At 70.2% G+C, this 12,155-nt stretch carries 11 protein-coding genes; 5 read left to right on the plus strand and 6 right to left on the minus strand.

Features of this window, described 5'->3' with window-relative positions:
* Nucleotides 1-41: 41 nt before the first annotated feature.
* The 4 genes from tilS to cysS are packed head-to-tail and all read right to left on the minus strand — an operon-like array spanning nt 42 to nt 4,073.
* Nucleotides 42-1,007, minus strand: a complete 966-nt coding sequence (gene tilS, locus R0232_RS20295) for a tRNA lysidine(34) synthetase TilS (protein ID WP_431509201.1) — start codon at nt 1,005-1,007, stop codon at nt 42-44.
* A gap of 18 nt (nt 1,008-1,025) precedes the next feature.
* Entirely contained in the window at nt 1,026-2,006 is a 981-nt protein-coding gene (locus R0232_RS20300; protein WP_093344296.1) for an acetyl-CoA carboxylase carboxyltransferase subunit alpha, read from the minus strand.
* A 16-nt stretch (nt 2,007-2,022) separates the two neighbouring features.
* Complete coding sequence (locus tag R0232_RS20305; RefSeq protein ID WP_093344298.1) at nt 2,023-2,676, minus strand: DNA-3-methyladenine glycosylase family protein; 654 nt, start codon at nt 2,674-2,676, stop codon at nt 2,023-2,025.
* Nucleotides 2,677-2,693: 17 nt separating this feature from the next.
* A complete protein-coding gene (gene cysS / locus R0232_RS20310) occupies nt 2,694-4,073 on the minus strand; it encodes a cysteine--tRNA ligase (protein WP_431509202.1) in 1,380 nt (459 codons plus the stop codon).
* A gap of 251 nt (nt 4,074-4,324) precedes the next feature.
* On the opposite strand from cysS, the gene R0232_RS20315 reads away from it, so the two are divergent.
* The 5 genes from R0232_RS20315 to R0232_RS20335 all read left to right on the plus strand — a co-directional run bounded on the left by R0232_RS20315 (nt 4,325) and on the right by R0232_RS20335 (nt 7,800).
* Entirely contained in the window at nt 4,325-4,915 is a 591-nt protein-coding gene (locus tag R0232_RS20315) for a tetratricopeptide repeat protein (protein WP_093344301.1), read from the plus strand.
* 119 nt (nt 4,916-5,034) lie between these two features.
* The gene (locus tag R0232_RS20320; protein WP_431509203.1) at nt 5,035-5,622 is read left to right on the plus strand and encodes a peptidylprolyl isomerase; all 588 of its coding nucleotides are present in this window, start codon (nt 5,035-5,037) and stop codon (nt 5,620-5,622) included.
* A 42-nt stretch (nt 5,623-5,664) separates the two neighbouring features.
* Nucleotides 5,665-6,177, plus strand: coding sequence for a peptidylprolyl isomerase (locus R0232_RS20325; RefSeq protein ID WP_093344304.1), 513 nt, complete (start codon nt 5,665-5,667; stop codon nt 6,175-6,177).
* A 19-nt stretch (nt 6,178-6,196) separates the two neighbouring features.
* Complete coding sequence (locus tag R0232_RS20330; protein WP_431509204.1) at nt 6,197-6,979, plus strand: UDP-2,3-diacylglucosamine diphosphatase; 783 nt, start codon at nt 6,197-6,199, stop codon at nt 6,977-6,979.
* A gap of 14 nt (nt 6,980-6,993) precedes the next feature.
* Nucleotides 6,994-7,800: a zinc-dependent peptidase gene (locus R0232_RS20335; protein ID WP_431509205.1), complete on the plus strand. Its 807-nt coding sequence runs from the start codon at nt 6,994-6,996 to the stop codon at nt 7,798-7,800.
* Here R0232_RS20335 and R0232_RS20340 read toward each other — a convergent pair.
* Nucleotides 7,797-9,092 (minus strand): flavin-dependent oxidoreductase, encoded by a 1,296-nt coding sequence (locus R0232_RS20340; protein ID WP_431509206.1) that lies wholly within the window; start codon nt 9,090-9,092, stop codon nt 7,797-7,799. The genes R0232_RS20335 and R0232_RS20340 overlap by 4 nt on opposite strands.
* A 103-nt stretch (nt 9,093-9,195) precedes the next feature.
* Nucleotides 9,196-12,078: a DUF349 domain-containing protein gene (locus tag R0232_RS20345; protein ID WP_431509207.1), complete on the minus strand. Its 2,883-nt coding sequence runs from the start codon at nt 12,076-12,078 to the stop codon at nt 9,196-9,198.
* Nucleotides 12,079-12,155 lie beyond the last annotated feature (77 nt).

A 12,155-nucleotide genomic window follows, 5' to 3' on the forward strand; every position in this document is an offset into this window, starting at 1 on the left:
CATATGCGGCGCATGCGGCGAAGGCGGCGCCCCGCAGGCTGTCAGCGCGAGGCTGGTGGCGAGGGCGGGGCATTGTACCAATGCAGCCGATCCCCCCTGCGTTCGGCGAAACCGTCGGCCACCTTGAGGTGGATCCGGTGGCCGCGCGTGGTGCAGGCGCGGACCTGGTCGAGCAGTTGGTCGAGCTGCGCCGCGCTCGGTGCGCGGCCATGCGTGCGCACGAGCCAGTGGCGCAGCAGATTGGCCTGGCGTGCGCGCGACAGCGCCTGCAGCGCGGCGATCCGCGGCGGCTCGCCGGCGGCCTCGAGGTCCTGCGCCGCGACCTCGTCGAGCAGTTGCTGCGCCTGCGCCGCATGGCCGGCGCTGCGCGCGAAGGTGCCGCGGAACTGCGGGAGGGCCTCGGCCAGCGCGGGCAGCAGCACGGCGCGGATGCGGTTGCGCGTGAAGCGCGCGTCGGTGTTGGTCGGGTCCTCGATCCAGGGCAGCCCGGTGGCCGCGAGCCATGCGCGGATCTCGCTGCCCGGCACCGCGAGCAGCGGCCGGTGGAAATCGATGCCGCCGCGCAACGCATGCGCTGGCATGGCCGAAAGACCCGGCAGCCCCGCGCCGCGCGACAGGGCCAGCAGCAGGGTCTCGACCTGGTCGTCGGCGTGGTGGCCCAACGCGATGGCGCGCACGCCCTGCTCGCTCGCCATCGCGGCCAAGGCCTCGTAGCGCGCGCGCCGCGCCGCATCCTCGGGGCTGTCGCCGGCCGCATGGCGCGCATCGACGCGCCGCACGCTCACGTGAACGCCGAGCCGCTCGCAGACCGCGCGGCAATGGCGTTCGAAATCGTCGGCCGCCGACTGCAGGCCGTGGTGCACGTGCAAGGCACGCACCTGGCCCGGCCAGCGCGCGGCGCAGGCGGCCAGCAGTGCAGTGGAATCGGCGCCGCCGCTGAAGCCCACGGCCAGCGGCAGATGCGCCGGCTCGAACGCGGCCATGGCCCGTTCGAAGGCGGCGGTCATGGCGGTGCCGCGGCCGGCTCAGCGGCCGGCGTCGGCCTTGGTGTCGGTGAAGCGGCCGTAGCTTTGCAGGCGCTCGTAGCGGCGGTCGAGCAGTTCGCGCGGCTTCAGGTCGCTGACCTGGCGGAACGCATCGTTGAGCGCGCGCTTGAGGAAGGCGGCCATCTGGCGATGGTCGCGGTGCGCGCCGCCCACCGGCTCGCTCACGATCTTGTCGACCAGGCCCAGGGCCTTGAGACGGTGCGCGGTGATGCCGAGCGCGTCGGCGGCTTCCTGCGCCTTCTCGCTGGTCTTCCAGAGGATCGAGGCGCAGCCTTCGGGGCTGATCACCGAATACACGGAGTACTGCAGCATCAGCACCTGGTCGCCGACCGAGATCGCCAGCGCGCCGCCGGAGCCGCCCTCGCCGATGATGGTCACGATGATCGGCACCTCGAGCTGCGCCATTTCGAAGATGTTGCGGCCGATGGCCTCGGACTGGCCGCGCTCCTCGGCGTCGATGCCGGGATAGGCACCGGGCGTGTCGACGAAGGTGAAGACCGGCAGCTTGAACTTCTCGGCCGTCTTCATGAGACGCAACGCCTTGCGGTAGCCCTCGGGCTTGCTCATGCCGAAGTTGCGCGCGGTGCGCTCCTTGGTGTCGCGGCCCTTCTGGTGGCCGAGCACCATGCAGGGCGTGCCGTTGAAGCGCGCGAGGCCGCCGACGATCGAGAGGTCGTCGGAGAAATGGCGGTCGCCGTGCAGCTCGACGAAGTCGGTGAAGATCTCGTGGACGTAGTCGAGCGTGTAGGGGCGCTCCGGATGCCGTGCGATCTTGGTGATCTGCCAGGGCGTCAGGTCGCTGTAGATGTCCTTGGTGAGCTGCTGGCTCTTTTTGCCGAGCTGATCGATTTCTTCCGAGATGTCGACCGCGGATTCGGTCTGCACATAGCGCAATTCTTCGATCTTGGTTTCGAGTTCCGCGATGGGTTGCTCGAAGTCTAGGAAGGTTCGTTTCGCCAACGTCTTCTCCTGTTTTTCAGTATGCGACGACCGGCGCCGGGTCGAGAGAGCGCCAAATATACCAAGTCGCCACGCTGCAATACGGGGCCCAGGCCACGGCCACGTCGCGGGCATCGCTGCGGCTGACCGGATCCCCCGAAAAATAGTTGACGCTGATGCCGTTGAGCAGCCCCAGGTCGTCCACGGGCAGCACGTTGGGCCGCATCAGGTGGAAGATCAGGAACATCTCGGCGGTCCAACGGCCGATGCCGCGGATGGCGACGAGCTCGTCGATGATGAGCTCGTCGGCCATGTCGTTCCAGGCGTCGACATGCACCTTGCCCGAGTCGAAGTGCAGCGCCAGGTCGACCAAGTAGTCGATCTTGCGCACCGACAGGCCGGCCGCACGCATGTCGTCGACCTTGAGCTTGAGCACGTTGCGCGGCGTGAGCTTGCGCGGCAGCGCGGCGAAGCGGTCCCAGACCGATTGCGCGGCCTTCACCGAGATCTGCTGCCCGACGATGCTGCGCGCCAGCGTGACGAAGGCGTCGCCATGCGATTCGAGGCAGGCGTCGCCGAACTGCGGAATCAACCGCTTCATCACGCGATCCTTCTTGGACAGGTGCCTGCAGGCCTCCTCCCAATAGTCCGGCGTGATGATCTCGACGCTCGTCTTGGGCAGGGTGGGCATGGGATTGGTCGTTCCGTTCACTGGGCAACGGCCCAGGTGGTGCCGGTGGGCGAGTCCTTGAGCACGATGCCCTGGTCGAGCAGCTCCTTGCGGATGCGGTCGGCCTCGGCGAAATTCTTCGCGGCCTTGGCATCGGCACGCTGTGCGATCAGCACCTGGATGGCCGCGTCGTCGAGCGCGCTGCCCGCCTGCAGGAAGGCCTGTGGGCTGTCCTGCAGCAGGCCGAGCACGCCGCCCAGCGCCTTGAGCAGGCCCGCGCTCTCGGCCGAGCGCGTGCGATTGACCTCGCCCGCGAGCTCGAACAGCACGGCGATCGCCTCGGGCGTGCCGAAGTCCTCGTCCATCGCGGCCTTGAAGCGGGCCGCGTGCGGCTGCGTCCAGTCGATCGCCACGCTCGCCGGCGCCACCGCGTCGAGCGCGGTGTAGAGGCGCTTGAGCGAGTTGCGCGCATCGTCGAGATGCACGTTGCTGTAGTTCAGCGGGCTGCGGTAGTGCGTGCGCGCGACGAAGAAGCGGATGGTCTCGGCGTCGTACTTCTTGAGCACGTCGCGGATCAGGAAGAAGTTGCCCAGGCTCTTGGACATCTTCTCGTCGTCGACGTTGATGAAGCCGTTGTGCATCCAGGTGCGCGCGAACGGCGCCTGGCCGGTCGCGCCTTCGGATTGCGCGATCTCGTTCTCGTGGTGCGGGAACTGCAGGTCGGCGCCGCCGCCATGGATGTCGAAGCGTTCGCCCAACAGGTCGCAGGCCATGGCCGAGCATTCGATGTGCCAGCCCGGTCTGCCGGGTCCGAACTCGCTGGCCCACTTCACCTCGTCGGGCTCGCTGGGCTTGGCGCTCTTCCAGAGCACCGGGTCGAGCGGATCGTCCTTGCCGTCGAGCACGGCCACGCGCTCGCCCGCATGCAGCTCGTCGAGCGACTTGCCGCTGAGCTTGCCGTAGCCGGGGAACTTGCGCACCGCGTAGTTCACGTCGCCGTTGGGCGCGCGATAGGCCAGGCCCTTCTGCTCGAGCGTGCCGATCATCGACAGCATCTGCGGAATGAACTCGGTGGCGCGCGGCTCGTGCGTGGGGCGCTCGATGCCAAGCGCATCGGCGTCCTCGTGCAGCGCATCGATCATGCGGTCGGTCAGCGAGCGGATGCTCTCGCCGTTCTCGACCGCGCGGCGGATGATCTTGTCGTCGATGTCGGTGATGTTGCGCACGTAGGTCACGGCGAAGCCGCTGGTCTTGAGCCAGCGCTGGACCACGTCGAAGGCGATCATCGAGCGCGCATGGCCCAGGTGGCAGAAGTCGTAGACCGTCATGCCGCAGACGTACATGCGCACCTGACCGGGCCGCAAAGGGGAGAACTCCTCCAGTTCACGCGAAAGCGTGTTGTAGATGCGCAGACTCATGAGATTCGGAAAGCGTCGTGTCGCGCTCGTGCGATGCGGGCGAACGACGGTGTTTTCAGGGGTGATGGGGCTGTGGCGACGAGGCGGCTGGACAGGGCCCCTCGGCTACAATGCCGGGCAGTATAAACGGCTGCCGCCGAGTCTTCTTCCGGGTGTTTTCGAGCCCTTGCGCAGCGCAAGGCTTGCTCCCGACCCGGCTCCACCCCGCCCCCAATTCCGCAGCATTCGTGCCGCACTTTTGCAGAGGCTTCATGAAGAACGCCGTGTTTCCCAGACTTTCGATCGCCATCGCCCTGCTGTTCGGCCTGTGGGCCTCCGCGGCCCAGGCCAACGACTACGACGACGTCAACCTGCTGCTGCGCCAGGGCAAATCGAACGAGGCGCTGGCCAAGGCCGACACCTACATCGCCGGCAAGCCGCGCGATCCGCAGATGCGCTTCCTGCGCGGCGTGATCCTCACCGAGCAGGGCAAGAAGGACGAGGCCGTCAAGACCTTCACCCAGCTCACGCAGGACTTCCCCGAACTGCCCGAGCCCTACAACAACCTCGCGGCGCTCTATGCCTCGCAGAGCCAGTTCGACAAGGCGCGCGATGCGCTCGAGACCGCGCTCAAGCTCAATCCCAACTACGCCACGGCCGAGGAAAACCTCGGCGACGTGTATGCGCGCCTCGCTGCCCAGTCCTACACCAAGGCGCAGCGCTTCGCGACCACCAACACCAGCGTGGCCCCGAAGCTGGAACTGATCCGCCAGATCTTCACGCCGAAGACCGAGGCCGACGCGGCCGCACTGCCCGGCGCCGCGCCCGTGGTGCGCAAGCCGGTGGGCCGCACCAGCAAGTAGGCGGCGAAAGCCAGCCGCTCGCACGCACCCGCGCAGCCGCACACCGGAACGTTTGCCGCAGGCTCGCGCTCTCACGGCCGGCCTTCATCCTTTTCATCCCTCGGACACGGAGCTCTTCCTTGACGATCCAAGCCCTCTCCCGTTTCAGCCGCCGCGGTGCCTTCGTGCTCGCGGCCACCCTCGCCATCGCCGCCACGGCCCATGCCCAGGCGCAGCAGCGCGTGAAGCTCGCGACCTCGGCCGGCGACATCGTGGTCGAGCTCGATGCGGCCAAGGCGCCGAAGACGGTCGAGAACTTCCTGCAGTACGTCAAGGACAAGCACTACGACGGCACCGTCTTCCACCGCGTGATCGACGGCTTCATGATCCAGGGCGGCGGCTTCACGGCCGACCTGCAGCAGAAGCCCACGCGCGCGCCGATCCCGCTCGAGGCGAGCAACGGCCTGAAGAACGACAAGTACACGATCGCCATGGCGCGCACCGGCAACCCGAACTCGGCCACCTCGCAGTTCTTCATCAACGTGAAGAACAACGACTCGCTCAACGCCCCGAACCCCGACGGCTACGGCTACACGGTGTTCGGCAAGGTGGTGGCGGGCACCGACGTGGTCGACAAGATCCGCGGCGTCGCCACCGGCAACAAGAACGGCATGCAGAACGTGCCGGTCACGCCCGTCGTGATCCAGTCCGCCACCCTGGCGAAGTAAGCCGGCCCCGCCAGGCATCCACCCCTTTCAAGGAGCATCAGCATGAGCAATCCCCAAGTCGACCTGCATATCCAGAACCTCGGCGTCATCACGCTCGAACTCGACGCCGCGAAGGCGCCGAAGTCGGCCGCCAACTTCATCGAGTACGTGAAGAAGGGCCACTACGACAACACGGTGTTCCACCGCGTGATCCCCGGCTTCATGGTGCAAGGCGGCGGTTTCGAGCCCGGCATGAAGCAGAAGCCCACCGGCGCCGAGATCGAGAACGAAGCCAACAACGGCCTCAAGAACGATGTCTACACCGTCGCCATGGCCCGCACCAGCGCGCCGCACTCGGCCACCGCGCAGTTCTTCATCAACGTGGCCGACAACGGCTTCCTCAACCACACCGCGCCCTCGGCACAGGGCTGGGGCTACGCCGTGTTCGGCAAGGTGGTCAAGGGCACCGAGGTGGTCGACAAGATCAAGGCCGTGAAGACCGGCCGCAAGGGCTTCCATGACGACGTGCCGCTCGAGGACGTCGTGATCGAGAAGGCCGTCGTCGTCGGCGAATGACGGCACGGCCGACGGCGGCATGAACACGGCAGCCACGCCTCCCGCGGCCTTCGCGGAACTGGTGGCGCCTGCCGCATGGCGCACCGTCGACCTGATCTCCGACCTGCACCTGCAGGCCGGCGAGCCCGCCACCTTCGAGGCCTGGCGCGGCTATCTCGAGACCACGCCGGCCGACGCGCTGGTGATCCTCGGCGACCTGTTCGAGGTCTGGGTCGGCGACGACGCAGCCGCCGAGCCGGGCTTCGAGGCCCAGTGCGCCGAGCTGCTGCGCCGCACGGCCGCGCGGCTGCCGGTGTTCTTCATGCACGGCAACCGCGACTTCCTCGTCGGCGCCGAGCTCGCCACCCGAAGTGGCCTCACGCTGCTCGACGATCCCACGGTGCTGGTGCTGCACGGCGAACGCTGGCTGTTGAGCCATGGCGACGCGCTGTGCCTGGACGACACCGACTACCTGCGCTTTCGCGCCCAGGTGCGCACGCCCGAATGGCAGTCGGCCTTTCTCGCGCGCCCGCTCGCCGAGCGCCGCGCCCTGGCACGTGCGATGCGCGTGCAGAGCGAGGATCGCAAACGCGATCCCTCGGTGGTCTGGGCCGATGTCGATGCCGATGCCGCGCGCGACTGGCTCGCGCGTGCCGATGCACGCACGCTGATCCACGGCCACACGCACCGTCCCGCCGACCACGACCTCGGCGGCGGCCTGCGCCGCCTCGTGCTCAGCGACTGGGATGCCGCCGCGCATCCGCCGCGTGCGCAGCTGCTGTGCCTGTCTCCGGCGGGCGCCCAGCGCGTCGATCTGCGCTAGGGATTGCCGACGCAATGCTCGACTGGCTGCGCCGCCTGCGCCATCCGCGCGCCCTGCCCCCGATTCCCGAAGCCGCCTGGCAGGCCACGCTCGCGCGCTATGCCTTCCTGGCCGAGCGCCCGGTCGCCGACGTCGAGCGGCTGCGCGCGCTCACGGCGCAGTTCCTGCGCGACAAGCAGTTCCATGGCGCCCAGGGCTTCGTCATCACCGACGAGGTCGCGCTCGCGATCGCGGCGCAGGCCGTGCTGCCGGTGCTGCACCTGCGCGGCGGCCTGGTCTGGTACGACGATTTCGTCGGCATCGTGGTGCATCCCTCCGAGGTGGTCGCCCAGCGCAAGGTGGTCGACGAGGCCTCGGTGGTCCACGAGTACGAGGAAGTGGTGGCCGGCGAAGCCATGGACCACGGCCCGGTGATGCTGAGCTGGCAGGACGTGCTGGCCAGCGGCGTCACCAGCGAGGGCGGCTACAACGTCGTGATCCACGAATTCGCCCACAAGATCGACATGCGCGGTGGCGATGCCGATGGCTGCCCGCCGCTGCCACCGGGCTTCGCGGGCAGCCGCACTGTGCGCGAGGCCCGCGCGGCCTGGCTCGGTGTGCTGCAGCCCGCCTACGAGGCCTTCCGCGAGCAGACCATCATGGCCGAGCGCTTCGGCGCCGAGCCGCCCTGGCTCGACGACTATGGCGCGACCTCGATCGGCGAATTCTTCGCGGTGGCCTGCGAGGCCTACTTCGTGAACCGCGCGAACTTCGGGCGCGATTTTCCGGGCGTGCTCGAGCTGTTCGACCGCTTCTTCGGCCCGTCGCCGAGCAGAAGCTAGACGGCGACCCGCGCGCCCGGCGCGATCGTCGACGGCGCCGCGTTGAGGGTCTCGATCGCGAAGCCGGCCGCGGCCTTGTAGCGCGCCATGTAGGCCTCGCGCTCGGCCGCCGGAATGACCTGCTCGATGTCGTCGAACACGCCGCCACAGCGCTCGTCGACCAGGCCCAGCAGGCCGAACGGACCGGCACCGCGGTTGCGCAGCACCAGCGCCGAGATGTCGGCGCACAGGCGCTCGTCGTAGGCGCGCAGCGCCGCCGGCGTCACGCCGTGCGAGAGCATGGAAGCGCCGAGCACGCGCGCATCGACGATGGCCTGGCTCGCGCCGTTGGAACCCACCGGGTACATCACGTGCGCGGCATCGCCGAGCAGCGCGACATGGCCGTCGACCCAGGTCGGCACCGGGTCGCGATCGATCATCGGGTATTCGAAGACCTCCTTCGCGCCGCGCAGCATCGAGGGCACGTCGAGCCAGCCGAAGTCCCAGCCCTCGAAGTGATGGGCGAAGTCGTTCAGCTCGACGCGCCGGTTCCAGTCGCCCTGCGTCCAGCCCTCGGCGTTGTCGACCGTGATCTCGGCGATCCAGTTGATGGTGGCCAGGCCCGTGGCGGGATCGGGCGGCGAGATCGGATAGAGCACCACGCGGTGCCGCAGCGAGCCGACGCCGACGAAGGACGCGCCGCTGCGCACCGGCACGCCCGGCGTGGTGCCGCGCCACATGATGGCGCCGCCCCACTGGATCGGCGGCTGCTGCGGATGCATCTGCGCGCGCACGGCCGAATGCAGGCCGTCGGCCGCGATCAGCAGCCGGCCCTCGACCTCGCTGCGCTGGCCGTCGCGCGACTCGATCAGCGCGATAACTCCGTGCGCGCCGTTGCGATAGCCCGCGACCCGCTGGCCGAGCTGGATGGCATCGGGCCCGAGCCGCTCGAGCGCCGTGCGGTACAGCAGCATCTGCAGCTCGCCGCGATGCAGCGAGTACTGCGGCCAGCGGTAGCCCGCGCGCAGGCCGCGCGGCTCGGCATAGACCTCGTTGCCGTTGCGCCCGACCAGCGCCCACTCGCGCGCCTGGATGCCGATGCGGTCGAGCACGTCGTTGCCGATGCCGAGTTCGTGCAGCTCGCGCACCGCGTTGGGCTGCAGGTTGATGCCCACACCCAGCGGTTGCAGCGCGGGCACCGCCTCGAACACGCGGCAGGGCACGCCGATCTGGTGCAGGGTCAGCGCGAGCGAAAGGCCGCCGATGCCGCCGCCGGCGATCAATACGGGGGAAACGTCGGGTGTGGAGGCCATGCGGCGATCGTCGGAAGTCGGAAAAAGGAGGGGCCGCACGAGGCGGCCCGAGGAATGCCGGGCTCGCCACGGGCCCCAAGGCCCGCGGCGGCGCGCCGGTCTCCTACTTGCGCAACAGCGCCTTCAGCGCGTTCTGCAGGCGCCGCGCGCTGGTCGCGTCGTGCGCCGCCGCCAGCACCTTGCCCGCGTCCTGGCCCCAGGTCTGGGCCGGCGCCGGATCGCCGCGCTTGGTCAGCAGCTTGAGCTGCAGCGCACGACGCGCCTCGAGCTGCTCGGCGGGCGTGGGCACCTCGGCGGCCATTTCGAGGCGCAGCAGCGCTTCGGCGGCCTCGTCGGCCCGCGCGGCCGGCGACGCACCGATCGCCTGCGACCAGCTGCTGCGCACCGCCGGCGTGACCGCGCGGCCGAGCTCCTGCACGCTCGGCAGGCGTGCGGCATCGCGCTGCTCCCAGGCGCCGAGCACCTGGGTCAGGGCTTCGCCATGCGCCTGGGCCGCCAGCTTGCGCAGCGCCATGTCGGCACGCTCGAGCGCCTCGCGCTGGGCGCGGAAGGCGGTGTCGCCCAGGCGAGGACCGCGGTCCTCGCGCGGCGGGTAGTCGCCGAAGCGGCCGCCCGGTGCGCCACGGTCGCCACCGCGATCGCCGCGGCCATCGGGACGCGGGCCGCCGCGGTCGCCGCCCGGACGGCCAGGGCCGCCGGGACCACCGGGACCGCGCCGGTCGCCGAAGCGGCCGCCGCCACGGGTCGCGGGTGCTGCGGGTTCGGACTTGCGGTTGCCCGGACGGTCGTCGCCGCGCACGGCCACCACCGGACGGGGCGCCGGCTTGGGCGGCGCGGCCGGTGCCGGGGGTTCGGCAGCGGCGGCTTCGCCGGCATCGTGCGCCGCGCTGTCGGCGCGCGCCGAGGCGTCGGCACCGTCGGCCGGTGCCACGAGATCGGGCGTGGCGGCGGATTCATGGGCCGGCACGGCCGCGGGCGAAGCCTCGGCATCGCTGGGCGATGGCGCCTGCTCGGCACTCTCGCCGAACTCGGCGGCGGCCTGGTCGGGTCCCGACACCTCGGTCGCACCGACCGAAGGGCCGTCGCCCGATGCAGCCCGCTGCGGGGCCGGGGCTGGCGCCGGTGCCGGCGGCGGCACCTCGCCGCGCAGCGCGCCTTCGAGCTGGGCGATGGCAGCGCGGATCTTCTGCGCGTCGCCGCTGGCATTGGCCGCGTCGAGCGCCTTCGAGGCATTGAGCACGTGGCGGTCGCGGTCGCTCATCGCGGCGGACGCCTTCTCGCGTTCGGCCGACTTGCGGTTGAAGGCTTCGTCGATGGGCGCGCGGAAGGCGTCCCAGAGCTTCTGTTCCTGGCGGCGGTCGAGCGGCACGCCCTGTGCCTCGGCCTGCCAGCGCTGCTGCAGCGCCTTGACGGCATCGATGCGCAGCACGGGCTGGGCGCCCAGCTCGGCGGCCTCGGCGATCATGGCCTGGCGGCGTTCGATGCTGGCCTTCTGCGCGGTCTCGAACGGCGCGCGGGCGGCACCGAAGGCTTCGTTCCACTGCGGCTGCAGTTCGGCGAACACCTTCTCGCCCACGTGGCCGGCATCGCGCCAGCGATCGGCGAACTGGTGCAGCGCGCGGTTGTGCGCCTTCAGGTCGGTGGCGCCCGCATGCTCGGCGGCCCAGGCCTTGACCTCCTCGATCAGGGCCACGCGCAGCGCGCGGTGTTCGGCCGCGTCGGCACGCACCTTCTCGAGCCAGGCCTCGACCACCTTGTGGGCCTCGTTGCAGGCCTCGTCGAAACGCTTCCACAGCGCGTGGTTCGGCACGCCGCCCTGGTCGGCCTGCTTCCACTGGTCGCGCAGCGCGCGCAGGGTTTCCTGCATCTTGCGGCCGCCCAGCGCCTGGCCTTCGGGGCGCTTGAGCAGGCCCTCGGCCTTGGCCACGAGGTCTTCACGGACCTTGTCGGCGCTCCAGCGCTGCCAGCCTTCGAGTTCGCCGGCCGCCACCAGCGCGGCATGCACGCGCGCCTCGAGCGGGGCCTCGACCAGCTTGCCGTGTTCCTTCAGCACCGCCCGCAGCGCGGCGGCGGCGCCGGCGCTGGCCTTGCCATGGCCCTCGGCGGTTTCCTGTTCGAGCTTGGCCAGCGCGGCCTGCACGGCGTCCTGCGCAGCGGCGCGCACCGCGGGATCGACCTTGGGTGCCGGCGGACGCGCGGGTGCCGCGGCCTTGGGCGCGACGGCCTCGCCGCGCGCGGCACGCAGTTCGTCGGCCCAGACGGGCACCGGCGGCAGCGGCGCGGCGGCATCGGCGGCGGCGGCAATGGCCTGCGCCAGCGCGCTGTGGAAGGCGTCGGACACGACGAGCAGTTGCGCCTTCGACGACTCGAGCTGCGGCGCGAACTTGGCGTCGAGGCTGGTCCAGTTGGCGTCGGCGACGATGTCGGCGGCCTGTTGCTGCCAGTGGGTGACGTCGGTGCGCAGCGATTCCTCGGCGACCTGGGCGTCCTGCCAGCCCTTGGTGGACAGCACCTCGAAGCGCTGCGCCAGCAGCACGGCAGCCTCGCGGTGGACCTGGGCGCGGTGCTGCAGGTCCTCGATGCCCTTGATGCGCTCGGCCAGCCGCACCTTGAAGCCGGCCAGCGGCTCGCGCGACAGCGGCGCACCGGCCTTGGCGGCATCGCGCTGCCAGGCGAGCGCGTCGGCGATGTTGAGCTTGGACTGGCCCAGCAGCCCCTCGGCCTTCTGGGCCCATTCGGCGGCGATGGCCTCCTGCCCCTTGGCGCGCTTGAGCTCGTCGAGTTTCTCGCGCAGCAGGCGGGCGGCACCCTTGTCGCGGCCGCTCAATTCCTTGAAGACTTCCTGCATCTGCTCGGGTGCCGGGTTGCTCGCGAGCCAGTCGCGGATGCGCGAGGCACGCTCGCCCGAGGTCGGCGCGGTGAAGGCGCCGCCGGTCAGCGAATCGAGGGCCTGAAGGTCGTGTGGCTTGGAAGAATTAGAGGTCACGTGCGCGAGATCGTTGTCTGAAGAGAGAAAGCGAAGGCGCCGGCAGAGGCCGGCGCAGACCGCCATTTTGACCCACT

Source organism: Variovorax sp. DAIF25 (assembly GCF_050711835.1).
Lineage (GTDB): Bacteria > Pseudomonadota > Gammaproteobacteria > Burkholderiales > Burkholderiaceae_C > Variovorax.

Excerpts from the sequence above, each read along its gene's own strand:
- tilS (WP_431509201.1), bottom strand. The coding sequence starts at position 1,007 with ATGACCGCCGCCTTCGAACGGGCCATGGCCGCGTTCGAGCCGGCGCAT.
- R0232_RS20305 (WP_093344298.1), bottom strand. The coding sequence starts at position 2,676 with ATGCCCACCCTGCCCAAGACGAGCGTCGAGATCATCACGCCGGACTAT.
- cysS (WP_431509202.1), bottom strand. The coding sequence starts at position 4,073 with ATGAGTCTGCGCATCTACAACACGCTTTCGCGTGAACTGGAGGAGTTC.
- R0232_RS20315 (WP_093344301.1), top strand. The coding sequence starts at position 4,325 with ATGAAGAACGCCGTGTTTCCCAGACTTTCGATCGCCATCGCCCTGCTG.
- R0232_RS20325 (WP_093344304.1), top strand. The coding sequence starts at position 5,665 with ATGAGCAATCCCCAAGTCGACCTGCATATCCAGAACCTCGGCGTCATC.
- R0232_RS20330 (WP_431509204.1), top strand. The coding sequence starts at position 6,197 with ATGAACACGGCAGCCACGCCTCCCGCGGCCTTCGCGGAACTGGTGGCG.
- R0232_RS20335 (WP_431509205.1), top strand. The coding sequence starts at position 6,994 with ATGCTCGACTGGCTGCGCCGCCTGCGCCATCCGCGCGCCCTGCCCCCG.
- R0232_RS20340 (WP_431509206.1), bottom strand. The coding sequence starts at position 9,092 with ATGGCCTCCACACCCGACGTTTCCCCCGTATTGATCGCCGGCGGCGGC.